This window comes from Falsihalocynthiibacter sp. SS001 (assembly GCF_042445055.1).
GTDB lineage: Bacteria > Pseudomonadota > Alphaproteobacteria > Rhodobacterales > Rhodobacteraceae > Falsihalocynthiibacter.
Map to the genome: position 1 here is coordinate 2,940,704 of NZ_CP170339.1, position 26,347 is coordinate 2,967,050.

33 protein-coding genes are annotated in these 26,347 nt (G+C 54.7%); 14 read left to right on the top strand and 19 right to left on the bottom strand.

Translation table 11 applies throughout. The features are described from left to right. Positions 1-2: 2 nt before the first annotated feature. The gene (gene lysA, locus ACFE33_RS14085) at positions 3-1,268 is read right to left on the bottom strand and encodes a diaminopimelate decarboxylase (protein WP_380054653.1); all 1,266 of its coding nucleotides are present in this window, start codon (positions 1,266-1,268) and stop codon (positions 3-5) included. Between the two features lie 137 nt (positions 1,269-1,405). On the opposite strand from lysA, the gene ACFE33_RS14090 reads away from it, so the two are divergent. Then, positions 1,406-1,777, top strand: coding sequence for a VOC family protein (locus ACFE33_RS14090; protein ID WP_380054655.1), 372 nt, complete (start codon positions 1,406-1,408; stop codon positions 1,775-1,777). Here the strand turns inward: ACFE33_RS14090 and ACFE33_RS14095 are convergent. Genes ACFE33_RS14095 through argH form a run of 4 tightly spaced genes read right to left on the bottom strand, consistent with a single transcriptional unit; the run spans position 1,774 to position 3,827 of the window. Next, positions 1,774-2,091, bottom strand: a complete 318-nt coding sequence (locus ACFE33_RS14095) for a DUF2834 domain-containing protein (RefSeq protein WP_380054658.1) — start codon at positions 2,089-2,091, stop codon at positions 1,774-1,776. The genes ACFE33_RS14090 and ACFE33_RS14095 overlap by 4 nt on opposite strands. Then, complete coding sequence (locus ACFE33_RS14100) at positions 2,091-2,252, bottom strand: hypothetical protein (RefSeq protein ID WP_380054660.1); 162 nt, start codon at positions 2,250-2,252, stop codon at positions 2,091-2,093. The genes ACFE33_RS14095 and ACFE33_RS14100 overlap by 1 nt, the downstream gene beginning before the upstream one ends. 15 nt (positions 2,253-2,267) lie before the next feature. After that, positions 2,268-2,411, bottom strand: a complete 144-nt coding sequence (locus ACFE33_RS14105) for a hypothetical protein (protein WP_380054663.1) — start codon at positions 2,409-2,411, stop codon at positions 2,268-2,270. Then, a complete protein-coding gene (gene argH / locus ACFE33_RS14110; protein ID WP_380054664.1) occupies positions 2,412-3,827 on the bottom strand; it encodes an argininosuccinate lyase in 1,416 nt (471 codons plus the stop codon). It abuts the gene before it with no gap. 25 nt (positions 3,828-3,852) lie between these two features. Here argH and ACFE33_RS14115 point away from each other — a divergent pair, with 25 nt between their 5' ends. After that, complete coding sequence (locus ACFE33_RS14115; protein WP_380054667.1) at positions 3,853-4,404, top strand: TlpA disulfide reductase family protein; 552 nt, start codon at positions 3,853-3,855, stop codon at positions 4,402-4,404. Here the strand turns inward: ACFE33_RS14115 and ACFE33_RS14120 are convergent. Continuing rightward, a complete protein-coding gene (locus ACFE33_RS14120) occupies positions 4,401-4,970 on the bottom strand; it encodes a DNA-3-methyladenine glycosylase I (protein ID WP_380054670.1) in 570 nt (189 codons plus the stop codon). The genes ACFE33_RS14115 and ACFE33_RS14120 overlap by 4 nt on opposite strands. A gap of 116 nt (positions 4,971-5,086) precedes the next feature. Between ACFE33_RS14120 and ACFE33_RS14125 the strand changes: the two genes are divergently transcribed. From ACFE33_RS14125 to ACFE33_RS14140, 4 genes are all read left to right on the top strand, one after another. Next, the gene (locus ACFE33_RS14125) at positions 5,087-5,917 is read left to right on the top strand and encodes an EAL domain-containing protein (RefSeq protein ID WP_380054673.1); all 831 of its coding nucleotides are present in this window, start codon (positions 5,087-5,089) and stop codon (positions 5,915-5,917) included. A gap of 141 nt (positions 5,918-6,058) precedes the next feature. Beyond that, positions 6,059-7,234 (top strand): acetyl-CoA C-acetyltransferase, encoded by a 1,176-nt coding sequence (locus tag ACFE33_RS14130; protein WP_380054676.1) that lies wholly within the window; start codon positions 6,059-6,061, stop codon positions 7,232-7,234. 76 nt (positions 7,235-7,310) lie between these two features. Continuing rightward, the gene (locus tag ACFE33_RS14135) at positions 7,311-8,033 is read left to right on the top strand and encodes a beta-ketoacyl-ACP reductase (protein WP_380054679.1); all 723 of its coding nucleotides are present in this window, start codon (positions 7,311-7,313) and stop codon (positions 8,031-8,033) included. A 25-nt stretch (positions 8,034-8,058) separates the two neighbouring features. Beyond that, a complete protein-coding gene (locus tag ACFE33_RS14140; protein ID WP_380054681.1) occupies positions 8,059-8,949 on the top strand; it encodes a DMT family transporter in 891 nt (296 codons plus the stop codon). Here ACFE33_RS14140 and ACFE33_RS14145 read toward each other — a convergent pair. The 3 genes from ACFE33_RS14145 to ACFE33_RS14155 form a co-directional block, all read right to left on the bottom strand. Further along, the gene (locus tag ACFE33_RS14145) at positions 8,946-9,113 is read right to left on the bottom strand and encodes a YdcH family protein (RefSeq protein WP_380054684.1); all 168 of its coding nucleotides are present in this window, start codon (positions 9,111-9,113) and stop codon (positions 8,946-8,948) included. The two genes, ACFE33_RS14140 and ACFE33_RS14145, sit on opposite strands and share 4 nt — an antisense overlap. A 135-nt stretch (positions 9,114-9,248) precedes the next feature. Continuing rightward, positions 9,249-10,001, bottom strand: coding sequence for a tRNA1(Val) (adenine(37)-N6)-methyltransferase (locus ACFE33_RS14150; protein ID WP_380054687.1), 753 nt, complete (start codon positions 9,999-10,001; stop codon positions 9,249-9,251). Further along, positions 10,002-10,217, bottom strand: a complete 216-nt coding sequence (locus ACFE33_RS14155; protein WP_380058734.1) for a DUF2007 domain-containing protein — start codon at positions 10,215-10,217, stop codon at positions 10,002-10,004. Positions 10,218-10,273: 56 nt separating this feature from the next. Between ACFE33_RS14155 and ACFE33_RS14160 the strand changes: the two genes are divergently transcribed. After that, positions 10,274-11,272, top strand: a complete 999-nt coding sequence (locus tag ACFE33_RS14160) for a polyprenyl synthetase family protein (protein WP_380054690.1) — start codon at positions 10,274-10,276, stop codon at positions 11,270-11,272. Here the strand turns inward: ACFE33_RS14160 and ACFE33_RS14165 are convergent. Both ACFE33_RS14165 and ACFE33_RS14170 read right to left on the bottom strand, forming a co-directional pair. After that, a complete protein-coding gene (locus ACFE33_RS14165; protein WP_380058736.1) occupies positions 11,269-12,918 on the bottom strand; it encodes a thiamine pyrophosphate-binding protein in 1,650 nt (549 codons plus the stop codon). The genes ACFE33_RS14160 and ACFE33_RS14165 overlap by 4 nt on opposite strands. A 189-nt stretch (positions 12,919-13,107) precedes the next feature. Then, positions 13,108-14,175: an NAD(P)/FAD-dependent oxidoreductase gene (locus tag ACFE33_RS14170; RefSeq protein ID WP_380054691.1), complete on the bottom strand. Its 1,068-nt coding sequence runs from the start codon at positions 14,173-14,175 to the stop codon at positions 13,108-13,110. Between the two features lie 55 nt (positions 14,176-14,230). Between ACFE33_RS14170 and mnmD the strand changes: the two genes are divergently transcribed. Then, positions 14,231-14,911: a tRNA (5-methylaminomethyl-2-thiouridine)(34)-methyltransferase MnmD gene (gene mnmD / locus ACFE33_RS14175; protein ID WP_380054694.1), complete on the top strand. Its 681-nt coding sequence runs from the start codon at positions 14,231-14,233 to the stop codon at positions 14,909-14,911. Beyond that, the gene (locus ACFE33_RS14180; protein WP_380054696.1) at positions 14,908-15,795 is read left to right on the top strand and encodes a DMT family transporter; all 888 of its coding nucleotides are present in this window, start codon (positions 14,908-14,910) and stop codon (positions 15,793-15,795) included. Before mnmD ends, ACFE33_RS14180 begins: the two co-directional genes overlap by 4 nt. Here ACFE33_RS14180 and ACFE33_RS14185 read toward each other — a convergent pair. Continuing rightward, entirely contained in the window at positions 15,773-17,719 is a 1,947-nt protein-coding gene (locus ACFE33_RS14185; protein ID WP_380054698.1) for a lytic transglycosylase domain-containing protein, read from the bottom strand. The genes ACFE33_RS14180 and ACFE33_RS14185 overlap by 23 nt on opposite strands. A 159-nt stretch (positions 17,720-17,878) precedes the next feature. Between ACFE33_RS14185 and dapA the strand changes: the two genes are divergently transcribed. From dapA to ACFE33_RS14210, 5 genes are all read left to right on the top strand, one after another. Beyond that, positions 17,879-18,751 carry a 4-hydroxy-tetrahydrodipicolinate synthase gene (dapA, locus tag ACFE33_RS14190; RefSeq protein ID WP_380054701.1) on the top strand — a complete coding sequence of 291 codons (873 nt, stop codon included), beginning with the start codon at positions 17,879-17,881 and terminating at the stop codon, positions 18,749-18,751. A gap of 84 nt (positions 18,752-18,835) precedes the next feature. Further along, positions 18,836-19,318 carry an SsrA-binding protein SmpB gene (gene smpB, locus ACFE33_RS14195; protein ID WP_380054704.1) on the top strand — a complete coding sequence of 161 codons (483 nt, stop codon included), beginning with the start codon at positions 18,836-18,838 and terminating at the stop codon, positions 19,316-19,318. Positions 19,319-19,376: 58 nt separating this feature from the next. After that, positions 19,377-20,231 (top strand): 3-mercaptopyruvate sulfurtransferase, encoded by an 855-nt coding sequence (sseA, locus tag ACFE33_RS14200; protein ID WP_380054706.1) that lies wholly within the window; start codon positions 19,377-19,379, stop codon positions 20,229-20,231. 1 nt (position 20,232) lies between these two features. Next, the gene (locus ACFE33_RS14205) at positions 20,233-21,417 is read left to right on the top strand and encodes an aromatic amino acid transaminase (protein WP_380054709.1); all 1,185 of its coding nucleotides are present in this window, start codon (positions 20,233-20,235) and stop codon (positions 21,415-21,417) included. A gap of 58 nt (positions 21,418-21,475) precedes the next feature. Beyond that, positions 21,476-21,862 carry an META domain-containing protein gene (locus ACFE33_RS14210; protein WP_380054712.1) on the top strand — a complete coding sequence of 129 codons (387 nt, stop codon included), beginning with the start codon at positions 21,476-21,478 and terminating at the stop codon, positions 21,860-21,862. Here ACFE33_RS14210 and recO read toward each other — a convergent pair. From recO to ACFE33_RS14245, 7 genes are all read right to left on the bottom strand, one after another. After that, the gene (gene recO / locus ACFE33_RS14215) at positions 21,859-22,578 is read right to left on the bottom strand and encodes a DNA repair protein RecO (RefSeq protein WP_380054715.1); all 720 of its coding nucleotides are present in this window, start codon (positions 22,576-22,578) and stop codon (positions 21,859-21,861) included. The two genes, ACFE33_RS14210 and recO, sit on opposite strands and share 4 nt — an antisense overlap. Positions 22,579-22,587: 9 nt before the next feature. Then, entirely contained in the window at positions 22,588-22,920 is a 333-nt protein-coding gene (locus tag ACFE33_RS14220) for a DUF1491 family protein (protein WP_380054718.1), read from the bottom strand. Then, on the bottom strand, positions 22,917-23,828 hold the full coding sequence (gene era, locus ACFE33_RS14225) for a GTPase Era (RefSeq protein ID WP_380054720.1): 912 nt from the start codon (positions 23,826-23,828) through the stop codon (positions 22,917-22,919). Before era ends, ACFE33_RS14220 begins: the two co-directional genes overlap by 4 nt. Next, entirely contained in the window at positions 23,825-24,511 is a 687-nt protein-coding gene (gene rnc / locus ACFE33_RS14230) for a ribonuclease III (protein ID WP_380054723.1), read from the bottom strand. Before rnc ends, era begins: the two co-directional genes overlap by 4 nt. 128 nt (positions 24,512-24,639) lie before the next feature. Next, the gene (gene lepB, locus ACFE33_RS14235) at positions 24,640-25,422 is read right to left on the bottom strand and encodes a signal peptidase I (protein ID WP_380054725.1); all 783 of its coding nucleotides are present in this window, start codon (positions 25,420-25,422) and stop codon (positions 24,640-24,642) included. Between the two features lie 58 nt (positions 25,423-25,480). After that, positions 25,481-25,894, bottom strand: coding sequence for a holo-ACP synthase (acpS, locus tag ACFE33_RS14240; RefSeq protein ID WP_380054728.1), 414 nt, complete (start codon positions 25,892-25,894; stop codon positions 25,481-25,483). Between the two features lie 3 nt (positions 25,895-25,897). Beyond that, positions 25,898-26,344, bottom strand: a complete 447-nt coding sequence (locus tag ACFE33_RS14245) for a hypothetical protein (RefSeq protein WP_380054731.1) — start codon at positions 26,342-26,344, stop codon at positions 25,898-25,900. Positions 26,345-26,347: the final 3 nt, after the last annotated feature.

A 26,347-nucleotide genomic window follows, 5' to 3' on the forward strand; every position in this document is an offset into this window, starting at 1 on the left:
GCCTAAAGCCATGAAGGAACCGTATCGCGATCAATCATATCTTGAAAGCTCGGACGTGCACGAATGACGGCGAATTGATCACCATCGACCAATACTTCTGGGATCAAGGGGCGCGAATTGTACTCACTCGCCATTACCGCACCATAGGCACCTGCCGAGCGAAACGCGACAAGGTCGCCAGCCGCCATCGGTGCCATATTCCGCCCCTTGGCAAAGGTGTCACCGCTCTCACAGACGGGTCCGACGATATCGTATTTTGCCTGCTCCTGCCCCGCTTCGGGCTCAACAACGGGGATAATATCATGATGGGCACCATACATGCTCGGGCGCACCAGATCGTTCATCGCGCCATCAATGATCAAGAATTCGCGATCTTCGCCCGACTTTACATAGATAACTTCGCTGACCAAAATCCCAGCATTCCCCGAGATAAGCCGCCCTGGTTCGATCTCGATCTCACAGCCCAGATCGCCGAGAACATTCTGGATCAGTTCGCCGTATTCCTGTGGCAGGGGAGGCGCGCTATTGGAACGCTCATAAGGAATACCCAATCCGCCACCGAGGTCCAAACGCGTGATCTCGTGGCCTTCGGCACGCAAAACCTCGGTTAGTTCGCGCACCTTCTTGTATGCCAATTCAAACGGTTCCAACTCCACCAGTTGGCTTCCGATATGAACATCAATGCCCATTATTTTCAGCCCCTTAAGGCTCGCGGCAAGGGCATAGACCTCCTTGGCACGGGAAATGGGAATACCGAATTTGTTCTCGCTTTTGCCTGTGGCAATTTTCTCATGTGTCTTGGCATCTACGTCGGGATTCACGCGGATTGCGATTGGGGCCTGAACACCCAACTCTAGTGCTACCTCGTTTAGGGCGATCATTTCAGGCTCGGATTCGACGTTAAACTGACGAATACCGCCCGTAAGCGCAGCGCGCATTTCTTCGCGTGTTTTACCGACGCCCGAGAACACGATCCGATCCCCAGCGACACCCGCTGCCTTGGCACGGGCATATTCGCCACCCGAAACCACATCCATACCAGCCCCCTCGTTTGCGAGGAGCTTGAGAATCGCCTGATTGGAGTTTGACTTCATCGCAAAGCAAACTAGGTGCTCTGTCCCGTTCAGCGCGTCATCAAAGAGCTTGAAGTGCCGACGGAATGTCGCCGCTGAATAGAGATAGAATGGCGTTCCGACTGCCTTGGCGATTTCGGATACCGGCACATCCTCGGCGTATAACTCGCCGTTACGATAAAGAAAATGATCCATCCGTTCGCCTTTCGATTGCCACCATGTAGCGCTTTTTTTCGCTCATAGCAGACCGCAACAGGATTTCAAACGAATCCCGCCATTTTCGTTCATTGTGTATAGTGACAGCTACAATTGTCCCAAAACTGGAGGAAACGATGAAACTTGGCGCATTTTCCGTTAGCTTGAACGTGAAGGATATTCAGGCTTCTTCTGCATTCTACGGCAAACTCGGCTTTGAAGCTGTGGGCGGCGATGCCGAACAGGGGTGGCTTATACTTAGGAATGAGTCGACCACGATTGGCCTGTTCTCGGGAATGTTTCCCAAGAATATGCTTACGTTCAACCCTGGGTGGGACGCCAACTCCAACGCTTTGGATAACTTCACCGATGTACGACAACTTCAGAAAGCGCTCGAGGATAAAGGAATAGATACGAGTGAGCCGATCGAAGCGGGTTCCTCTGGCCCTGCCAGTTTTATGATCGAAGATCCGGACGGCAACCCGATCCTGTTCGATCAGCACCGTTAATCAATCGGACGCGTCCGAAAATACAAATAGAGCGGCAATCCGCACGACACCCCAATAAGAAATGTCGCAGGAAGCGCGATCAGCGCCATCCAGTTCCGTCGAACATAGATTTCGGCCAGCATCCAGATCGACAAAGCAATTGCCGCAATGACCAAATCCCACATAAGCCCCGTAGCCGCGGCATTTACCTGCCACGCTTCGATCACGCTCATCTGGCCGGAATTGTCGCCCAAAAACCAGAGGCCAAAATGATACATCGGTACAACAGCACCGAAAATCGCCAACCCCAGATATGTTGCGCGCAAAAGTGACATCAGATCCCGATGTTGATCCCAAAGTTACCTGTGCTCACACCGATGCGGCCATACGTACCGCGCGATCCCATATAGATGTCACCGCTTACTGTCGGCGGGTATTGCGGCCCGGCACATCCAGCCAGCAGTGCAACAATTAGGATCAACGCAGTTCGTTTCATATATTCACACGCGGCTTACAGTTTCTTGGCAACGCCCATCCGAATATCCCCCGAAATGGACACACCTGTTTCGGGTGTCTCTGCGGGCGGCGTTGGCTCACCATCGACCCCACATGCTGATAATGTGACGATCAGGGCAATAGGCAAGAGAATTTTCATTTAGGCGTCCTTTTCTAAGTCGGCTTTCCACCGCTCGATTTGTGATTTTACTTGGCTTGGTGCGGTACCACCATAGGAAACCCGCGACGCAACAGAGTTATGAACGCCCAGAACATCAAACACATCCTGTGTGATGTGTTCGTGAACCGATTGCATGTCTGCAAGCGTTAGATCAGGCAGGTCGCAATTCTTACTCTCGGCCATCGCTACAAGCGCGCCGGTTACGTGATGCGCATCACGGAAAGGCATGTTCAACGCACGAACAAGCCAGTCGGCAAGGTCCGTCGCCGTCGAGAACCCGCTTGCCGCTGCGACTTCGAGGCTTTCGCGGTTCGCCGTCATGTCGGCCACCATTCCCGTCATCGCAGCCAACGCCAACATGAGGTTATCAGCAGCGTCGAATACTTGCTCTTTGTCTTCCTGCATATCCTTGGAATATGTCAGCGGAAGTCCCTTCATCACTGTAAACAGACCAACCATCGCCCCCATAATCCGTCCGACTTTGGCACGAATAAGCTCTGCGGCGTCTGGGTTTTTCTTTTGCGGCATGATCGAGGACCCTGTCGAGAACCGGTCGGACAAGGCAACAAAACGGAACTGAGCAGATGACCAGATCACCAGCTCTTCGGCAAAGCGGCTCAGGTGCATTGCGGTAATCGTGGATGCCGCCAAAAACTCCAGCGCAAAGTCACGATCGGCAACTGCATCAAGCGAGTTCGCAGCGGGACGATCAAAGCCCAGCGCCTCTGCGGTCATATGACGGTCAATCGGGAAGGACGTTCCAGCCAGTGCCGCCGCCCCAAGTGGGGATTCGTTCATACGCTTGCGGGCATCGCGGAAGCGCGACATGTCACGGCCAAACATCTCGACATAGGCCATCATGTGATGCCCCCAAGTCACCGGCTGCGCCACCTGGAGATGCGTAAAGCCCGGCATGACCCAATCGGCCCCTGCCTCGGCCTGCGTCAGAAGCGCGCGGATGAGGGCCTCAAGGCCATCAATCGCCGCGTCAGTCTGCTCACGCACCCAAAGCCGAAAGTCTGTCGCAACCTGATCATTACGGCTGCGCCCCGTATGTAGGCGGCCTGCGGGCTCACCAATGATCTCTTTTAGGCGGCTCTCGACGTTCATATGAATGTCTTCGAGGGCAGCAGAAAACGGAAAATCGCCTTTCTCTATTTCTGACAAGACCGTGAGCAGCCCTTCCCGAATGGCTTTGGCATCTGTATCTGTGATGATGCCTGCGCTTGCCAACATGGCTGCATGGGCACGCGAGCCCTCAATATCTTGGGCGGCCATGCGTTTGTCGAAACTGATCGAGGCGTTGATCGCCTCCATGATCGCATCGGGTCCGGCGGCAAAACGCCCACCCCACATTTGATTGGAAGAAGTCTTGGCTGTGTCGTCTTTGGTCATATCAAGGCCCTTTGGAGGGAAGAAAATGCGAAATATTTGGTTAGCCCCCCTATACGCGGGCCTCGCGCTTAGCGCAAATGCTGCGTTTGCGGATTTGGGCGCCCTTCGCGAAGGAACTCTTGAAAAGCTCCAGATACATGAATCGCCTGTAGATGGTTCTGACGCAGTTTATTTCGATCCAGATGGACGCGAACTTACTCTTGCGGAATATGAGGGCAAGATCACACTGGTTAACTTCTGGGCGACGTGGTGCGCGCCCTGCCGCAAAGAGATGCCGTCGCTTGACGCACTGGAAGCCGAGCTTAGCGGCGATGATTTTGCGGTAGTGACTATTGCGACAGGTCGCAACAGAATGCCAGCGATCGAGAAGTTCTTCGCTGACGAAAGCATCGAGAACCTGCCGATTCTCCTTGACCCCAAGAGCGCCCTCGCAATGGATATGGAGGTAACCGGCCTTCCCGCGACCGTGCTCCTTAACCGCGAAGGCCAAGAGATCGCCAGACTTGTGGGTGACGCCGAATGGGACAGCGAAAGCGCCAAAGCAATCATTCGCGCGCTTATCGAACCGTCCTCTTAGTCCGTATCACTGAGCGGGCCATGACATGGGCAGGTCACGACGTGATCGTTGACCATGCCCACCGCCTCCATAAACGCATAGACAATCGTAGGCCCGCAAAACTTGAACCCGCGTTTTTTCAGATCCTTTGATATTTCTGTAGAAAGCGGCGTCGAGGGCGGCACATCCGCAAGCGTCCTAAAGTTGGTCTGAAGCGGTTTGCCTCCGACATAATCCCATAGATATTTGTCGAACCCTTTTTCCGCTTCGATCTCTTGCCAAACCCGCGCATTGGTAATTGTGGCGGCGATTTTGCCGCGATGCCGAATTATCCCATCGTTTTGCAGAAGGCTTTCAATCTCGGGCTCGCCCCATTCGGCGATAATATTTGGATCAAACCCTGCGAAGGCTTCCTGAAAATTCTCGCGCTTTCTCAAGATAGTGATCCAGCTCAAACCTGCCTGAAAACCATCGAGAATCAACTTCTCCCAAAGGGCACGACTATCATAAACGGGAACGCCCCATTCCGTGTCGTGGTAGGCAATATAAATTTCTTCCTGACCGACCCATCCGCAACGTTCTTGCATTTCCCCTCCAAAACCAATGCTTTAACAGTTTAAATCAAATTAGAACAAAATAGGAATATTCACCAGCTATTAACAGTCATCGAGCCATAGTATCCAGACAGTGACGGAGAGAAACCATGACGCATCACGATGACAATCACACGCCAGAGCAAGCAGAAAGCCCATTTGCCTTTGCGGCGGCGGAGCAGCAACTGGATACACTGTCGCTCGTACAATGCGCGGTTGAGGGAAAACGCGCGGTTCTGGCCTACCAGCCCGTCGTGCAGGCATCGCGGACCGACCGAGTGGCATTCTACGAGGGGCTGATCCGCCTCCTTGATGACACCGGCCGCATTATTCCCGCTCATGAATTTATGGAAGCGATTGAGGATAAAGAGATCGGAAGATGCGTCGACTGTATCGCGCTTGAACTGGGCCTAAGGGCCCTCGCTGACGAACCAGATTTGCGCCTGTCCATAAACATGTCAGCGCGCTCTATTGGCTATCGGCGCTGGACCCAAACACTTGAGCAAGGCCTCGACATGGATGAGACGATTGCCGAACGTTTGATCCTCGAGATAACAGAGAGCTCGGCAATGCAAATGCCCGAGTTGGTGACGACGTTCATGGGCGATCTTCAGGCGCGTGGAATCTCTTTTGCATTGGATAATTTCGGCGCAGGCTTCACCGCATTCCGTTATTTCAAAGAATTCTTTTTCGATATCGTAAAGATCGACGGACAATTCATCCGCGGCATTGCCAAAGACCCCGACAACCAAGTGCTCACCAAAGCGTTACGCTCTATCGCGGGGCATTTCGAAATGTTCACCGTTGCCGAATGCGTTGAAAACCAACAAGACATCACCTTCCTGCAATCCATCGGTATTGACTGCTTCCAAGGCTATTTTTTCGGCGCCCCTTCGGTTCGCCCCCCTTGGAAGCGAGAATTAGCCGCTAATTGGAGCTAAATACGACACAGCACTTGCCTAATTGCGACACAGACTGTCCACTGTAAGCGCAGGAGATTCTCCTGCAGTTATCATGAACGGGAAGTGCTCGTTTTCCCGAAACGGCGCGGACCAATTTCAGTCTCGGGAAAGGAACTGTCCATGTCTCACGTTGTTATCGCCTCTGCCGCCCGAACCGCCGTCGGCAGCTTTGGCGGATCATTTGCTAACACCCCTGCCCACGATCTCGGTGCAACTGTCCTTGAAGCTCTCGTTGAACGCGCAGGGGTCGAAAAAGGCGAAATTTCCGAGACGATATTGGGACAGGTGCTAACAGCAGGACAGGGTCAGAATCCCGCCCGCCAAGCGCACATCAACGCTGGCTTCCCTCAAGAATCAGCCGCATGGGGAATCAACCAAGTCTGTGGCTCCGGCCTCCGCGCCATCGCGCTCGGTGCACAGCATATCTTGCTTGGCGATGCAGATATCGTCGCAGCGGGCGGCCAAGAAAACATGTCTATGTCTCCGCATGTTGCCAACCTTCGCAAGGGCCAGAAAATGGGCGACATGCAATTCATCGACAGCATGATCCGCGACGGTCTCTGGGATGCATTCAACAACTATCACATGGGCACCACTGCCGAAAACGTTGCCAAGAAATGGGAAATCACGCGCGAAGCGCAGGATGAATTTGCCGTCGCGAGCCAAAACAAAGCTGAAGCCGCGCAGAAGGCAGGTAAATTCATTGATGAAATCGTGCCGTTTATCGTCAAATCCCGCCGCGGCGATACGACAGTTGATGCTGACGAATACATCCGTCATGGCGCAACTATGGAAGCGATGCAAAAGCTTCGCCCAGCGTTTGACCGCGAGGGATCGGTTACGGCTGCGAACGCCTCTGGCCTGAACGACGGTGCGGCGGGCGCTCTCTTGATGAGTGCCGCGAACGCCGAAAAGCGTGGCATCGAACCACTCGCACGCATCGCTGGGTACGCAACTGCTGGCCTCGACCCTGCAATTATGGGTGTGGGCCCCGTGCATGCGAGCAAGAAAGCCCTAAGCAAAGCGGGCTGGACGGTTGATGATTTGGACCTCGTCGAAGCAAACGAAGCCTTTGCCGCACAAGCATGTGCCGTGAATAAGGAAATGGGCTGGGATCCCGCGATCGTGAACGTCAACGGCGGCGCAATCGCCATCGGACACCCAATCGGCGCGTCTGGTGCGCGGGTTTTGAACACTCTGCTCTTTGAAATGAAGCGACGCGGCGCGAAAAAAGGTCTTGCGACACTTTGTATCGGCGGTGGCATGGGAGTTGCTCTTTGCCTCGAGCGCGACTAGCGTGAAATTATGCGCGCAATAAAATTGCGCGCATACCTAAGTTAATTGCCAAATGTGATATTAAGGAAGTCTAAATATGAGCAGAGTAGCACTCGTTACTGGCGGAACACGTGGGATCGGCGCGGCCATTGCAATCGCGCTTAAGGGCGAAGGATATACCGTTGCCTCCAACTATGCGGGCAATGATGAAGCGGCGAAGAAATTCTCCGATGATACGGGCATCGCAACCTATAAGTGGTCTGTTGCAGATTACGACGCCTGCGCGGAAGGTATCGCCAAAGTCGAAGCCGAGCTTGGGCCGGTAGAAATTCTTGTGAACAACGCTGGCATCACACGCGATGCGATGTTCCACAAAATCACGCGCGAACAGTGGAAAGAAGTTATCGACACCAACCTTTCGGGCGTATTCAACATGACGCATCCGGTTTGGTCAGGGATGCGGGACCGCAGCTTTGGACGCATTATCAATATCAGCTCCATCAACGGCCAAAAGGGCCAAATGGGACAAGCCAACTACTCTGCCGCAAAAGCCGGAGACCTTGGCCTCACCAAATCCCTTGCGCAGGAAGGTGCATTCAAAGGCATCACTGTGAACGCGATCTGCCCAGGATATATTGCAACCGAAATGGTGATGGCCGTTCCTGAAAAAGTGCGCGATAGCATCATTTCGCAAATCCCCGTTGGACGTTTGGGTGAGGCAGAAGAAATTGCACGCTGTGTTGTTTTCCTTGCTTCGGACGACGCAGGGTTTGTGACCGGATCGACAATCACGGCCAACGGCGGGCAATACTTCATCTAACCCCTCCGGAGACACAGGAACGGAAATGCAGAAACGACGTGCGACGATCGTTGGCTTCACGGCCATTCTTCTCTGGTCGTTTCTGGCCGTATTTACTGTTGGAAGTGCGCCGATGCCGCCGCTTCAACTCAACGCGATTTGCTTCGCGATCTCGGGCTTCATTGGCCTGATCTGGGTTTCTCGTGGCATTGGTTTTTCCGCGCTGCGCACTGTCAGTTGGAAAATTTACGCCTTTGGAACGCTCGGGCTATTTGGATACCACTTCTTATATTTTTCAGCCCTTCGCCTTGCGCCTCCTGCCGAAGCGGGCCTTATCGCATATCTCTGGCCGTTGCTCATTGTCCTCTTCAGCGGACTTCTTCCAGAGGAACAGCTCAAGCGTCAGCATATCGTCGGTGCGGTACTTGGATTTACCGGCGCAGCAATTCTGATTGGCAACGGCGCGTCAATGTCGGTCACCGCCCTCCCCGGCTATGCGCTTGCGCTCGCATGTGCGATTACATGGTCCGGATATTCCGTCATATCGCGGAAGCTCGGGGGCGCACCAACAGAAACCGTCGCGATATTCTGCGTTCTGACTGCTCTGTTTTCCCTCATTGCGCACTTTGCATTTGAAACAACATACTGGCCAAGCGAGCCAGTAACTTGGTTGTCGATAGTCGCGCTTGGCCTCGGGCCCGTCGGAATTGCATTCTACACTTGGGATATTGGCATGAAAAAAGGTGACATCCAACTTCTGGGTGTCACCTCATATGCCGCACCGGTCATATCAACCTGCGTTCTCGTATTGGCAGGCGTTACGCAAGCGAGTTGGCCTTTGGCCGTCTCTGCTGCGTTGATAACACTCGGCGCTGTTATTGCCGCCCGCACAAATTCACGGAATACCGATTCAGAATTGACGGGCGGGGATATCTAGGCCTGTGAAAGACGATTAATTTCTTCTTTCAGGCGCAGCTTCTTCTTTTTCATGGAAGCGATGACAAGTTCGTCAGCAGATGGACTTTTCTGAGCCATCTCGACGTCGTTAGAAAGAGTTTGATGTTTTTTCCGGAGCTCATTCAAATGCGAACTCATGGTCATAGTCGTACTCCTTGTGTCTAAAAGTATCCAACTTCTTCAGCAAAGCACAGGACCGGTCATATGTCACGTAGATTACACATTCATCGGCTATCCTCCGCCAATTTTTAATTCAAGCGTTGGAGGCTTAATATTTTCCTAACGTGGTGGAAATTCTAGCGCCGCTCCATCGCGCAAGATGCGCTTCACTTCTGGACGATAGCTGTCTTGGTCTGTGGTGTGCGCGGCACCCTGATGAAGGATAAGAGGCGCGTGCATCATGAACTCTGCACGCCCTCCTTTTCGGGCGCGCAGCAGAAACCGTTGTGGACGTCGCCCTTCGCGCGCGCAGACCGGCAAGACCTCCAGACTGCCTAGTACGGGGAGTGCTGCCGCAAGGACTTCGGGCAATCTTTCAATATCCTGAATCAGAGAAAACACACCCTTGGGCCGCAAACGCTTGGCCGCTATTTCAATCCATCGCGCGAGCGGGGTTTCCTCGGTGAATGCGGTTTCTCGTCCACGATCACCAGATTTTTTCCGCCGTTTCTCAAGGTAGTACGGCGGATTGGCGAGCACATGATGATATTGCACATCCCGTATCGCAAGCGGCAAATCATCGAGATCCGCGGTCACGACCGTAACCGCCCCTTGCGCGTTTTCACGTGCCAGCTCGGCATAGTCTGGCTGTATCTCAACCCCTGTCAATTGAAGCCCCGGAACACGCGCGTTCAAACACAGAAGCGCCGCTCCAACTCCGCATCCCAGCTCAAGAACACTTTCTGAGGATTGCGCCGGAACCGAAGCCGCAAGCAGCACCGCATCAGGCCCCGCGCGGTAGCCGACCGCTGGTTGCTTAAGGGTAAGTTTCCCGCCAAGAAACGAGTCGTTTGTTACGGATGGAAATCCCATTCATTCACTCAACGAAACATCATTATCACGCAGAATCGCAGCCGCCATAAAATGATCCCGATCGCGAACCATCAGGCGGCGCGGCAAAATGCCTATCGAACCTTCTAGTACGCTAATATTTACGTCCATTTCAAAGCAGTCTATACCCTCTCCTTGAAGAAGGGCTTGCGCGAAGGCGATCACAGTGGGATCGTTGGTTTTCAAAAGCTCTTTCATAGCCAAGGACTTAAGCCTTTGCTGACCAAATTGTCGAGAGGGATGACGACAGCGTGATGGTACTGGATGAAACTGCAATCAAGCCGCATGAACGCCTGAGCGCTGCCCTTGAAGCCGAACTAGAGGCCGTAAACACTCTGATTCGCGAGCGAATGGCCTCGGAACATGCGCCGCGTATTCCCGAAGTTACCGCGCATTTGGTGGAAGCGGGCGGAAAGCGACTTCGGCCGATGCTTACGCTCGCGTCCGCCAAAATCTGCGGCTACAAGGGGCCGTACCATATTCATTTGGCCGCGACCGTTGAGTTCATTCACACTGCGACGCTCTTGCATGACGACGTCGTAGACGAAAGCGGCCAGCGCCGCGGACGCCCGACAGCGAATCTGCTGTGGGATAACAAATCGAGTATCCTTGTCGGCGATTACCTCTTTGCTCGCAGCTTCCAGCTTATGGTTGAAACGGGTTCGATGAGGGCGCTCGACATTCTGGCGAACGCCTCTGCGACTATCGCCGAGGGTGAAGTTCTGCAACTTACCGCGGCGCAGGATTTGGCGACAACCGAAGAAATCTATTTCAAGGTCATTCGCGGGAAAACAGCGGCGCTCTTCTCGGCGGCGACAGAAGTCGGTGGCGTTATTGCGGACGCGTCTGCTGATCAAACACAGGCGCTATTTGACTATGGTGACGCGCTTGGCGTGTGCTTCCAGATCGTGGATGATCTGCTCGATTACTGGGGTAGTGATGCGACAGGCAAGAACATTGGCGATGATTTCCGTGAGCGCAAACTCACGCTGCCTGTGATCAAAGCCGTTGCCCATGCCGATGCCGAAGAACGCGCATTCTGGACCCGCACCATTGAAAAAGGCGACCAGCAAGACGGCGACCTCGCGACCGCGCTTGAACTTCTCGCTAAGCACAACGCCCTCGAAGAAACCCGCAGGGAAGCGCTTCAGTGGTCCAAACGCGCAAAATCTGCGCTGGCAAAGCTACCGAACGACCCAATCCGCGCTATGCTCTCGGACATCGCGGATTATGTGGTCGCTCGGATCAACTAGGACTGAGCACGCTCTCTGATCTGACTCAGCGTTGCACTTGGCGCGAGCGCCTCACTATCGAGCCTTAGCTCAATAATTGCTGCCGTATCGCTCGCTATTGCGCGCTCTAGTGCTGCGGGAAAATCCTCGGTTCGTGTGACACACTCGCCATGACCGCCATACGCCTTTGCAAGCGCGACAAAGTCGGGATTGTGCAAGTTGGTGCCAGAAACGCGCGCCGGATAGTGCATCTCTTGGTGCATGCGAATTGTTCCGTAGCGGCCGTTATTGGCGACGATGGTGATGACTTTAGCGCCGTACTGCATTGCCGTCGAAAACTCGTTGCACGTCATCTGAAAGCAGCCATCACCCGCAAGGCAAACCACGGTTTTTGCAGGATTGGAAATAGCCGCGGAGATTGCGGCGGGAAATCCGTATCCCATGCTGCCAGAGGTCGGTGCCAACTGTGTCCCATGCTTTTTGTAAGCGAAGTAACGGTGCAGAAACGCGGCGTAGTTTCCCGCACCATTGGTAAGGATCGCATCATCAGGAAGCGTGCGCGAGAGGTGCGCAATAACTTCCTCCATCTTCACATCGCCCGGCGTTTCTTGTGGGGTCAGCCAAGCTTCATAGTCTGCCCTTGCTTTGGACCGCCACGCCGCCCAATCACCATCGATAGACGGTGCCTCGGCTAGCGCCGCGATAACGTTGCGCGGATCAGCCACAAGCGAGATATCTGGGCGATATACCTGCCCAAGACTGTCGGGATCAGGATGCACATGAATAATGCGCGGCTTAACATTCGCAGGATCGACAGACGTATAACCAGAGGTCGCAATATCCCCCAGTCGCGCGCCCAGAACAATCAACAGATCAGCATCCATCAGGTTTTGCTTAAGTGCGGGATTAATCCCGACGTTCAAATCGCCGACATAATTTGGATGACGATTGTCAATGTAATCTTGTCGACGGAAATCCACGGCGACGGGCAGATTGGATGCTTCTGCGAATTTTGCGATATGGTCGGCGCTATCTTGTGACCATTGGCTCCCGCCAAGGATAACGAGCGGACGTTGCGCGCCCGATATCTCCTGACGAATTGTGGCAATAGAACTTGGCGCGACATCTCTCAGGTTCTCTCCCATTGCGCCGATGTCTGGCACATCTGCCTTTCCGCTTAGCATATCCTCAGGAAGGGCGATGACCACAGGACCAGGCCGTCCAGAAGTCGCCACATGAAACGCGCGGCTGATGTATTCGGGGATGCGTTCGATTTGGTCAACTTCGGTCACCCATTTCGCGATCCCGCCGAACATGGCGCGGTAGTCGACCTCTTGGAACGCCTCCCGGTCGCGGTGGGCCCGTGCGATTTGGCCAACGAAAAGTATCATCGGCGTGCTATCCTGACGCGCGACGTGGACGCCGGCTGATGCGTTTGTCGCACCGGGGCCGCGCGTAACGAATGCGATGCCCGGCTTTCCCGTCAATTTACCTTGGGCCTCCGCCATCATGGCCGCGCCGCCTTCTTGGCGACAGACGTGGTTGGTAATTCCACTTTCGTACAAACCATCGAGCGCCGCTAGAAAACTCTCTCCCGGCACAGAGAATACACGCTCCACTCCCTGAGCGAGCAATTGATCAACGAGTATTTCTCCACCATGACGCATCATAATTCGCGGCCTTTCTTGTTCCTATGAAGCGGGACTTTGGGTGAGAAACAACCGCGATACAAGCCCCGCTTCGCGGGAAGCAGTCTCGTGATTAGTTTAATTTCGGGACGATTGAATCAATCGACATAATCGACACGTTTCGCGCCGCGCCGATCACCCATCACTCGTGGTTTCCAGAGTGTGATTTCAAGCGGTTGCCGACCCCAAATTAGCCTCAACGCTGAAGTGATCGGGGATGGCATCGTTGCCCTCCAGCACCAGCGCGGCAAGTGTTTGCGCAAGCTTAGGAGCCATGCCAAAACCGATTTTGAAGCCACCGTTTGCGATGAAATGTCCATCCCTGTTTGGATATTTTCCGATCATTGGCGCACGCGTGAACGATCGCGGGCGCGCACTTGCCCATCTTTCAATAACGGGGGCATTCGCGAGTATTGGAAAGGTTTCGAATGCGCGCGCGATGAGATCGTCCAGATGCTGATCGGTTTCATCTGCTTTCTCAAAATAACGCTCGGTCGTCGAGCCGATTGCCGTTGTCCCGTTCGCGTGCGGCACAACGTATATGCTGTCGGCAAAGAGCTGGGTTTGATTTGCGCTGGAATACCCCAACAACGCCGCCTGCCCTTTTTCACCGCTGCCAACTTGCGTGCCGAACTCCTCTGAGAGTTGATGCAGCCCGTCCACGCCCGTCGCCCAGATAACCTTGGTATTTGATGAAACGGGGGTGTAGCGCCCGATAATGATCTCACCCCCCAATCGCGTTACTGCCTGAGCAAGGGCAAGTGTCGCCAACCGTGGATGCAAACGCGCAGATAGGGTGTCATGAACCAAGAACCCTGTCTTACTTTGGGGTGCCCATCCCACATGATCTTCGTATCGCACCACATTCCAAGACGCCTCGCCCCGCCAATGTTGCTCGGCGTAGTTCGTGCGTTCGTGAGACAGTTCCAGTATCCGCGGCGTATTTATTGGCTGTAGACGACCAACACGTTCATACCCCGTAACAAGGCCCGAGTCCGCCTCGACGCCACGCCAAAAACCCTCGGCCATCAGCAAGCTTTCAAGCTGAAATTGCTTCTTGTCGTCCCAGCGTTCAGGAGTATGCGGCGCAAGCGCCCCCACAAGGCCGCCGCTTGCGCCCGCGCCGACGGCTGTTTTCTCGACAACCTGCACTTTGGCACCCGCCTTTGCACAGACGTAAGCAACCGAAAGCCCGAATGCGCCCGCTCCCATCACCGTGATTTCTGGCATTGCCATGGCGCTCGCCCTTCTCCATTGTCCATCTTTGCATAGATGTGTAAGGCAATCCCTTATGAAGAACCAGCAAGCAGATTTGGAATGGCGCGACGGCAATATCCCCGTATCGCAACGCTTTGATGATCCATACTTTTCTCTCGAAGATGGATTAGCGGAAACGCGCTATGTATTCCTTGAGGGGAATGACCTTCCCGCCCGTTTTCGCGACGGATTTCACATCGCGGAATTGGGGTTTGGTACGGGCCTCAATCTATGCGCAGCGCTATTGGCGTGGCGTGACGCGGGGATGACCAAACCACTGCGTTTCACTTCATTCGAAGCATTTCCAATGACGACCGACGCGATGGAGCGTGCACTGGCGGCATTTCCCGATGTGGCCCAAATCGCGCAACCGCTTCTTGAACAATTGGCAGATGGAAATGGGACTATCGACCTCCCTGATCTACGTGCAGAGATCATTTACGGCGACGCCCGCGAGACCTTGCCCAATTGGGACGGGCGCGCAGATGCGTGGTTTCTCGACGGGTTCTCGCCCGCAAAAAATCCCGAACTTTGGGAGCCGCAGTTGATGAAAGCGGTGGGCGCCCACACGGCGGCGGGCGGCACATGTGCCACATATACCGCAGCAGGATTTGTCCGTGCGGGTCTCTCCGACGGCGGGTTTAGCGTTAAGCGCATTTCGGGCTTCGGGCGCAAACGCCACATGACCATTGGCACGATAGAAAGCACCGAATGAGCACCACATCCAACACTCGGCTCGGCATCTTGTTGATGACAGCCACGACAATGGTCTTCGCGCTTCAGGACGGTTTCTCGCGCCATTTGGCGACCGAAACAAACGTGATGATGGTCGTCATGATCCGCTACTGGTTCTTTGCGATCTTTGTCTGCGCCCTAGCGTCACGAAAGGCGGGAGGGATCCGCAAAGTTGCCAAAACGAGCCAGCCGTATGTACAAGCATTTCGTGGGCTTTTGCTTGCAGCAGAAATATGCGTCATGGTGCTAGGGTTTGTGCTTCTTGGGTTGGTTGAGAGCCACGCAATTTTTGCAAGCTACCCGCTTATAATCGCTGCGCTTTCAGGACCCGTATTGGGCGAGAAAGTAGGCTGGCGGCGGGTATTTGCGATCGCAGTCGGTTTCTGCGGTATCTTGATCATCTTACAGCCAGGATTTTCAGTATTTTCACCAGCGGCAATTGTACCACTGATTGCCGCGATCATGTTCGCGCTCTACGGGCTAATGACCCGCTATGCCTCTCGCAAGGATTCCTCGGCGACCAGTTTCTTTTGGACGGGTGTAGCAGGTGCGGTGTTCTCAACAGCCTCGGGTATTTGGTTCTGGGAGAATATGTCCCCAAGCAACTGGGTTCTGATGCTTATCTTATGTGTGCTCGGCGCGCTTGGACATTGGTTGCTCATTCGCACCTTCGAGGTTGCAGAGGCCAGCGCCGTACAGCCGTTTGCATATCTGCAACTTGTCTTTGCCTCACTCATCGGAATCACGTTCCTTGATGAAACGCTTCCGATGAATGTGGCTATCGGTGCTGCGATTGTTATCGGCGCGGGCCTCTTTACGCTTTGGCGCGAACAAAAGGCGGCTAGCGCTGGGTCAAATCACTAGATAGCCGAAGAATTTGCGGCTTTCCCGAAATCTGTGCGCGGTATGGCAAGAGCGCCTCTGAAACACGCATCGTGTAGTTGCGCGTCTCGTTGAACGGGATGTGCTCAATCCAGTCGACAACGCTCTCGGGCGTACTACGAGGATCGCCACGCTCCTTGATCCAGCGGCGCGGGCGCCCCGGTCCTGCGTTGTATCCAGCAGAAACCAGAATGACGTTGCTGCCGAATTCTTTGTTCAGACCTACAAGATAATTCGTCCCCAATAGCGCGTTATATTTCCAGTCGCTTGTCAGCGAGGACGGCTTGTATGCCACGCCGATTTTGCCGCTCACGAGTTTCGCGGTTCCGGGCATAACTTGCATAAGACCCTGCGCACCGGCGCTCGATACAACGCGCGGGTTAAACTCGCTTTCGCGTCGGGCAATCGCCAACGCCAGTTCGGGCGCAACGGTGAGGTTCGACATGGTCCCAACAGGATGCATCGGATAATATGCACCATGAATAGTGTCGCCGTATTCGACCGATCGTTTAGCGATATGCAGTGCGACATATGGATTGTTCTCGGACAACGCCCATGCCGCCAGAGCACCGCGCTCTTGTCGGTTCAGGCTTTCGGCCAAATGCGCAAAAAACCTTGCAGAGAGGCGCCCTTCGCGGGCCTCATCCAGTAGGCGCCCCGCCTCGAACACAGAAGAATTCACAAAACTCGCCGTTTTCCAGCTTGGGAATTGCTCCTGCCCCAAGAGCAAAGGATCCATCGGGATGCCTGCTTTTTCGGCTGCTAGTTGACCATAGAAGCTGGTTTGATGCTCTCCACCAGAGATATACGCGGCTTCGGCGTTTACGTAATCGGCCATTGCCTCATAGGCACGGCCTCTCCAATATCCGGCGCGGCCAAGGCTAATTGGTGTATCGACAGCGCCCTGAAAGGCATCAAAATGTTTGAGTGCATCGGAGGGACGGTTGAGGAAACGAAGTGCGATATAGCCCGAGAGCCACTCGAGATCAGCAAAATCAGAGCCTGAAGTCAAATGATGCGAAGACGCCGCATCATAGGCCGATTGATACCGCCCTTCGCGCATTTCACTTCTCGCAAGGCTTGCGCGGCGGCGGCTCCATTCATGCGGCTCGCCCAGCGCGGCCACAGATGTTGAACGCTCCTTCAGCAATTCAAGCGCATCGGAATCGCGTCCCTTGCGGGCACGCCATACAAAACGCTCATACGCCAAGCCCGGATCATTTGCCAAATCGTTCGGCACCGAAGCGATCATGCCATCCACGCCGTTTACCTGCTTGCGCAATCCAATCCGTGCAGCGGCAAGTTTCTTCCAGCCGTCACTGACGAGGGGGAACATCGCCTGTGCTTCGCCCGAATAGCCCCGCCACAGGAGCATATCCAGGCGCTTGGTATGTAGCGGTTTGATTGTTGAACTATAGTTGGCCAAGAACGCCTGTTGATCGCTCGCGGTCAGTGACAGATTTTGCCACGCATCCGCCACAACCTTTAGTGCGCGCTCCGATTGTCCCGACTGCGAGAGTGCCGCCGCATATGCCAGCGCGCCTTTACCCGTCTGTGGCGCGTCGGATTCGAAAAACGCCAAAATACGTTCCGCTGCGATTCCCGGCTCTATTGCTTCCTCGCCCCGTTTCCGTAGATAGGGCAAACCAGGCCAATCACCGTTGGTTTTCAGGAAGTTTTCATACTCTCTAAACTCACCACGTCCTGCGCGCAGATAGTGCCAGTCCACCAGCGTATAAGCTAAATTTCCCGCGGGCTTAGCCACATTGAACGCTTCACGCCAATCTTGCGCCCGCACATGGTCCATTGCCTTCGCGATAGCGTCGCCTGTTTGGGCAGCGAGAGGCGCGCAGCTCAGGTAGGTTGCCAACACGGCAGAGCATGAAATACGTAGTAAATTAAGCACAAAGTCGTCCTTTTCGGGCCAGTTTCACAGAAACATTATCGGATTCGCTTGCATGGGCAACACACAACTTGGCAATCCCCCTCAAGGCGGCTAGGTTCCGCCGCGATTACACACGATCATAAGGGCGATTCATGCCCATCAAACAAAAGGAGACGTGTCATGTTCAAGGGTTCCCTTCCCGCTCTGGTGACGCCGCTTAAGGGTGGCAAACTGGATATTGACGCGCTCAAACACTTGGTTGAATGGCACATCGAAGAAGGTTCAAGCGGTCTTGTTCCTGTCGGTACCACAGGCGAAAGCCCAACGCTAAGCCACGAAGAGCACGAATCCGTGATCGAAGAGGTCGTAAAAGCAGCGGCAGGGCGCGTTCCAGTTATTGCGGGCGCTGGCTCAAACAACACGATCGAGACGCGACGCTTTGTTCAGTTTGCCAAAAAGGTCGGCGCGGATGCAGCGCTCGTTGTGACGCCATACTACAACAAGCCAACCCAACGCGGGCTAATCGCGCATTTCACCGCCGCCGCTCAAGAAGGCGTTCCGATCATCATCTATAATATCCCCGGTCGCTCGGTCGTGGATATGACAGCGGAAACCATGGGCGAACTTGCCAAGCTTCCAGAGATTATCGGTGTTAAGGACAGCACCGGCGATGTGTCGCGCATTTCGGACAATCGCGCCGCTTGCGGCCCTGATTTCATCCAGCTTTCAGGCGAGGATGCAATGGCGCTCGGTTATTATGCCCATGGCGCAGTCGGGTGCATTTCGGTAACCGCAAACGTCGCGCCGCGTCTGTGTGCGGAGTTCCAATCGGCAATGGCACAGGGCGATTTCAAAACTGCACTGGAGTATCAGGACCGTTTGATGCCACTTCACACGGCGCTTTTCGTTGAGCCTGGCCTTGTCGGGGCGAAATACGGCCTGTCCCTTTTGGGAAAATGCACCGAAGAGGTGCGCTCCCCGCTTACTGGCCTCTTGGACGAGACCAAAGACCAGATCAAAGCAGCGATGCAATTCGCAGGCATCCTTGCCTAATTCAATCCCGCCAGCGGAAGTACCGTTGGCGGGCATTTCCCCGCGCACCTAGACATCCGAAGTTGCGCACATTAGATCATCCCAATGGCTAAAAAAGAAACCGCTGCAGACAAGAACTACAAGATCATCGCTGAAAACCGCCGCGCGCGGTATGATTACGCGATCGAGGACGACATTGAATGCGGTATCATCCTTCAGGGATCAGAAGTTAAATCCCTGCGGATCGGTCAAAGCAACATTGCCGAAAGCTATGCCGCCATTGAGGACGAAGAACTCTGGCTAGTGAATAGCTATATCGCGCCTTACAAGCCGGCCGTAACTTGGGGCCACGAAGAAAAACGCAAACGCAAGCTTCTGGTTTCCAAGAAAGAAATGTCCCGCCTTTGGCAGGCGACCTCCCGCAAGGGTATGACGCTTGTGCCGTTGGTGATGTATTTCAATCATAAAGGCCTCGTGAAAATCAAAATTGGCGTCGCCAAGGGTAAACAAAACCACGACAAACGCGCCACCGAGGCCAAACGGGACTGGGGCCGCCAGAAACAACGCCTGTTGCGTGACCGCGGTTAAGACTTGCTAAGTCTGCCCCCTCTCGCTAGGCAACAAGAGACAAAATCTAGGGGTAAATATGCCATATAATGATCCCAAAACACTCGTTTCGACCGAATGGCTTGCGCAGCACCTGAACGATCCCGATCTGCGCATCCTTGATGCGTCTTGGTACCTTGCCGACATGAAGCGCGACGCCAAGGCGGAGTACGCCGCAGGGCACATCCCCAATGCCCGTTTCTTTGACATCGACGAAATCTCGGATCAGAGGAGCGCACTCCCCCATATGGCGCCCCCCGTCGAAAAATTCATGAGCCGTATGCGTGCGATGGGTGTTGGCGATGGGCATCAAATCGTTGTGTACGATGGTGCGGGTATTTTCTCGGCGGCGCGGGTCTGGTGGCTTTTCCGGCTGTTTGGCAAAACTGATATCGCCGTGCTGGACGGCGGCCTTGCAAAATGGATCAGCGAAGGACGCCCCGTCGACAGCGAAGACCCGATCATTCGCGACCGTCACATGACAACTTCGATACAAAACCAACTCGTTCGTGACGTAACCCAAGTGGCCTCGGCCTCCAAGCTCAAGGATCACGAGATCATCGACGCTCGTGGTCCGGCACGTTTTCGTGGCGATGCGCCCGAACCTCGCGAGGGGCTGCGCTCGGGCCACATCCCGAATTCGCGCAACGTGCACTATGCGACGCTACTCAATGCGAACGGAACTATGAAAGAGCCGACCGCTATCAAAGCTGTATTCGAAGCCGCAGGCGTAGACCTCTCTCGTCCTGCGATCACGACATGCGGCTCTGGTGTAACGGCGGCTATTCTCTCTCTGGCGCTCGAAGTTATCGGGCACAGGGACCACGCGCTCTATGACGGCTCTTGGGCCGAATGGGGTATGTTTGATTATCTCAAAGCAGAAACAGGAGCCTAAGATGCTCACGAACCTAACCGCACAACCGGCGGATAAAATTCTCGAACTCGTCGGCATGTACCGTGCCGACCCGCGCGACAACAAGATCGATCTCGGCGTTGGCGTCTATAAGGACGCAGAAGGCAAAACGCCCGTCATGCGTGCCGTCAAAGCGGCCGAGAAGCAACTCTGGGAAACCGAAACCAGCAAGTCCTATACAAGCCTTGCAGGCGAGCCAGCGTTCCATGATGCAATGATCGACCTTGTGCTTGGAACTTCGGTAGAGCGCGATCGCATCGCGGCGGCCGCGACCCCCGGCGGCACGGGTGCCATCCGTCAGGCGATGGAACTTGTGAAGCTTGCCAATCCTGACGCCACGATCTGGCTCTCTAATCCGACATGGCCAAACCATCCGTCGATTATCAAGTTCCTCGGCCTGCCGATGCGGGAGTATCGCTACTTTGACTCAGAAACGCGTGCCGTGGATTTTGAAGGAATGGCCCAAGACCTCGCAGAAGCCAAAGAAGGCGATATCGTGCTTCTTCATGGCTGCTGTCACAACCCAACGGGCGCTAACCTAACGCTTCCTGAATGGGCCGAGGTTATCTCTATCCTTCAGGAAACAGGCGCAACACCTCTCATCGATATTGCCTACCAAGGCTTTGGTGACGGGCTTGAGGATGATGCCGCAGGCGTGCGCATGGTTGCTTCTGAAATGCCCGAGTGTTTGATCGCGGCGAGTTGCTCTAAGAACTTCGGCGTGTACCGCGAGCGCACCGGCATCCTAATGGCGATCAGCGAAAAGGCCGATAATACTGAGGTTGCACAGGGAACCCTTGCGTTCCTGAACCGTCAAAACTTCAGCTTCCCGCCGGATCACGGCGCGCGCCTTGTGACCATGATCCTGACCGACCCCGCCCTGCGCGCCGATTGGCAGGCAGAACTTGAAGAGGTCCGCCTTAACATGCTCGCACTTCGTGAGCAGCTTGCAGCCGAGCTTCAAGCACTGACCGGTTCGGACCGCTTCGGCTTCCTCGCGCAACACCGCGGTATGTTCTCGCGTCTCGGAACGAGCCCGGACAAGGTGCTCGCCCTTCGCGAAAAGCACGGCATCTATATGGTGGGCGATAGCCGTCTAAACATCGCGGGCTTGAACAAGAACTCCGTCAGCATTTTGGCTAAAGCTATCGTTGATGTTGGTATCTAATGCTTATTTCGGGCCCGCTTCATGTGGGCCCGAACCTCCACGGATGGGATAGAAATAAATGATACGCAGCTCAATCCTGTTGGTCCTTGCACTCGGCTTTTGCCAAGGCGACGAAACGCTCACGGGCTATGGCGCAGCAGACGTCACTTGGTCACTCGAAAGCCTGAACGGCACCGAATTCCCAGCCACCGCAACGCTCACATTCCCCAACGAAGGTGAAATCAGCGGCAAGGCCCCATGCAACGGCTTTGGAGGCGAACAATCAGCGCCGTACCCTTGGTTCAAAGCAGAAAATATTATCTCAACACAGTTGGCCTGTGCTGATATCGAAGCGGAAAATACGTTCTTCAGCGCCCTAAACAGCATGTCTATCTCTGAAGTTGCGGGCGACACGCTGATCCTCTCGAATGAAGACGGCCAAGAAATGGTGTTCCGCGCCAACTAGCGCTGCAACAGGTCCATCAACCGCTGACGTGCCGCCGGAAGCGGGCGATTACCGAGAGAACTCGCCAGTCGATGCTCAAGAAAATAACCTGTGGTCGTAAGCCCTTGCAGGATTTCCCGATCTGTCACCGCCCCTTGCCCCAAGAGACATTGAGGCAACGGCAATAGCCGATCTGCCCATTCTCCTGCACCATCGCGGCTCACTGCGCGCCCTGTCTTGGGTGAGACATAGATCAAGTCATCACGACTTCCGGTAACGGCACAACGGCGCAAATCCATTCCAAAACCCATTTCCTCAAGAAGGTCAGCCTCCCACCGCAAATACGCCAGCGGCCATGCGTCGGTTTTGGAAAGCAGATCAAGCAACACCGAAGATGCATCATAAATCTGTCGATGTGGTTCGCGCTCTGGCAAACTGAAGGCCAAAAGCGCTGTAATTGCGTTCAGCCCCGCAAGCCCCAATCGATCGCCCAAAACAAGCGCGGCCCGTGTTCGGATTGGCTCTACGGTAAACGCGCCCATATGCTGATCAAGCCGTGCACGCCACGTCAGGGAAAGTTCGGCACCGGGTTGTAGTATTGGCGCGAGCTTGCGACTTGTACCACCACGCACAACACCCGAATAACGCCCGTACTGCGGCGTTAAAACCTCAAGGATCACCGAGGTCTCGCCGAGCCGCCGAACCGATAATACTGTGCCCTGATCACGCCATTCCATAACGGCAAGTTAATCCGCTAGGCCCGCTTGGTCGAGCAAATGTCGACCAGCACGGTCCTCAACCTCGATTACCCAAAGATCGGGATCAAAGCTGCACTGTTTTGCTATGGCTTCGTCGACTTCTGGCTCTGCGCCTTTGCTTAGCGAAATCCAAGCACGTTCGCCCGTCATTAGGTCAAAACTCTTCTGAAACGCTTCGGCCTGACCATCAAGTGTGTTGACCTTAACCAACACGGTGCCTGCGGTTTTGTCCCCTTTGGATGTCACAAACGCAGGTATATCCGCCAGCCTTAGCCGCGTGAGATAGGCGCCAACCCAGATATCAGCGGCGAGCCGCGTCATTCATTGCCGTCTTTGAACGATAACCCCATTTCATCGTAGCGCTCGGATTCCTCAAGCCAGTTCGGGCGAACTTTCACTTGCAAGAACAGGTGCACTTTACGGCCAAGGAAAGTCTCTAGTTCCTCGCGAGCGGCCTTGCCAATCGCTTTGATAGACTCGCCTTTGTTGCCCAGAACAATGCCCTTGTGACCATCACGCATAACGTAAATAAGCTGATCAATACGGACAGACCCGTCCTTGCGGTCTTCCCATTTCTCGGTCTCGACAGTGAGCTGATAGGGCAACTCCTGATGCATCCGCAGGGTGAGCTTCTCGCGTGTCATCTCCGCTGCGATCATCCGCAGAGGCAGGTCTGCGATTTGATCTTCGGGGTACATCCACGGCCCAACCGGCATTTCACCCGCCAGCCATGTACGAAGCGCACCAACGCCATGCCCCTTCTCTGCCGAAATCATGAAGGTTTCAGTGAAGGGGAACTTCTCGTTCATTTGCGCCGCGAGACCAAGGAGAACTTCTGATTTCACACGGTCAATTTTGTTGATCGCAAGCGCAATGCGTCGCCCCTCTGCGAACTCTTCAAGGGTTTCAAGGATCATCTCGACGCCCTCTGTAATGCCGCGCTGTGCCTCGATCAGCAGAACAACAACATCCGCGTCCGCCGCGCCACCCCATGCGGCAGCGACCATTGCGCGGTCCAAACGGCGACGGGGGCGGAAAACGCCCGGCGTATCGACGAAAACAAGCTGGCTGTCCCCTTCGATCGCAACGCCGCGAATACGTGCGCGCGTCGTTTGCACCTTGTGCGTAACAATCGAAACTTTGGCACCAACCATATAGTTCAGCAGGGTCGATTTCCCTGCATTCGGTTCGCCAATGAGGGCTACAAATCCAGCGCTTTTCTCAGTCATGATTTTCCTTCCAGCTGCGCCAAAAGCGCGGTGGCGGCGGCCTGTTCGGCCTGCCTCTTTGATCCTGCGGTCGCGCGCTCGGCGTCTCCGCTCTGAAGTTGTACTTCGATAGTAAAGACGGGGGCGTGGTCAGGCCCAGTACGTGAAACCTCGGTGTATTTTGGTGGGTGCTGCTTGCGTGCTTGCGCCCATTCCTGAAGTGCGGTTTTCGCGTCTCGCGCGTCCGCCTCGACAGTATGGACCCGCTTACCCCAAAGACGAAGGATCAGATCCCGCGCCGTATCAAAACCGGCATCCTGATAAACGGCGGCGATCAATGCCTCCATCGCGTCAGCGAGCAACGCCTCTTTGCGGCGCCCACCCGAAATCATCTCGGAGCGGCCCAGTTTTAGAACCGCGCCCAGATCAATTTGACGGGCAACGTCGGCACAGGTCTCTTTGCGCACTAGCGCGTTGAACCGCGGCGCCAAGACACCTTCGCGCGCGCTTTTGTCCGCCTCAAGAAGTGCCTCTGCTATCACAAGACCAAGCACACGATCCCCTAGGAATTCGTCGCGTTGGTTGTCATCGCGGGTGGTTGAGGACATCGAACTATGCGTGACCGCACGAACCAATAAGCTCGGGTCGTTAAACTCATATTCAATGCGGCCACAAAAAGCCCGAAGTTCAGCGGCAATTTTCACCTGAAATCCTTCTTGAGTATCGAAAACGCTAAGGAATCACCTGGATTCAAAAAACCACAAGCGAAGCGCACGCCCTAACAGATTTTGCAGCAAGATCAAACGCCCCACATTATGCGGCGCGCCCAACCTTATTCTACAGCCTTAAAGAAGCGATCCCCGCGCCACGTCCAGAACGCAAAGAGCGACTTGCCCGCCGACGAAAAGATCACGCGATCTGCGCGGCCGATCAAGTTCTCAAACGGAACCATGCCAACTCCGCCAACGCTTTGGGGAACGCGGCTGTCGCTCGAATTATCGCGGTTATCGCCCATAAAGAAGTAGTGCCCCTCAGGAACAGTCGCGACGCCGGTGTTATCGGATTGACGCTCAGCAACGTTAAGAATTGAGTGGCTCGTTCCACCTGGAAGTGTCTCGATAAAGCGGTCCTTCACACACTCGCCGTTCGCGCTTGGGCGAGTTTTACAAACAGGCAAGCTTTGGGCCGAACCTTGCGGAGCGTATGTTTCAATGAACGCGTCCACCGGCTCTTGTTTGGCTTCTTCTCCGTTAATGAACAGAACGCCGTCTTTCATCTGCACTTTGTCACCTGGCAAACCAATAAGCCGTTTGATGTAATCCACCCCGGTTGTCGGATGACGGAAAACGATGACGTCTCCGCGCTCTGGTTCCGATCCCAAAATGCGGCCTGTAATCGGGCACATCGAGAATGGGCAGGAATACTGCGAATAGCCGTACGCCATTTTGTTAACAAACAGGAAATCGCCGATCAGGAGCGTATCCTTCATAGAGCCCGACGGAATCCAGAATGGCTGAAAAAAGAGCGTCCGAAAAATGCCCGCGATGATCAGCGCCCAAAAGACTGTCTTTACTGTTTCCAGAATACCGTCTTCTTTTTTCTCTTTGATTTCCATTATTACGTCCGCTCTGATGAAAGGTCTGTGCGCTACATGCGGCGCGCGGCGAAGGGTGTCAAGTTTTTGCAGGTTTATCGGGGAGCGCTTCAATCACGACGAATGCCTGTGCCCACGGGTGATCATCGGTCAAAGTCACATGAATAATCGCCGTGTGACCATCCGGTGTCATCGAAGCGAGACGTTCCTTGGCCCAGCCCGTAACCTCCATAACTGGTTGACCGCTACGCATGTTTTTGACGGCCATATCTTTCCAGCTGATGCCCATCGCAAGGCCCGTCCCCAACGCTTTGGAACAGGCTTCTTTTGCGGCCCAACGCTTGGCGTATGTACCAGCGACATCACGCCGCCGCTCGGCTTTGTTTTGCTCAATTTCCGTGAACACACGGTTCTTGAAACGCGTGCCAAAGCGATCCAGAGTGCCCTGAATTCTCTCGATGTTCGCTAGATCGGTTCCAATACCCAGGATCATCCGCTACCTCAGAATCTCGGCGGTAATATCGCCGCTGCTCTGGTTTAGGCCGACCTTAAGCGTGTTGAACTTGGATTCCCCTTCTTCTGGGGCGTAAATCCCAATCGGAACAGTAAACACAAGGCCCGTCGCGGGATCATAGCTTGCTTCTAACTCAGCAAACGAAAGTCCGGCAAAACCCAAACCCTCGCTCATTCCGACCGTTTTGCATTGCCGCGATCCGACCTCGTCATAAGGTGGAGAGAGGATCAGGAGATGAGCGTATCCGGCCGCAGGCTCAACTGTATCTAAGTAAGCTAGCCGCACATCGCCATTTGAAAACGTGCGGGTGTTATCCTCCCACGGCTCCGCAATATTGCTGGAGTGCGCTTGCCACTCACAATCCGAGACGCTTTGAGCCAACACAAAATTCGGCATCATTCCGATTGCCGCGATCAATAATGCCTTCATGAT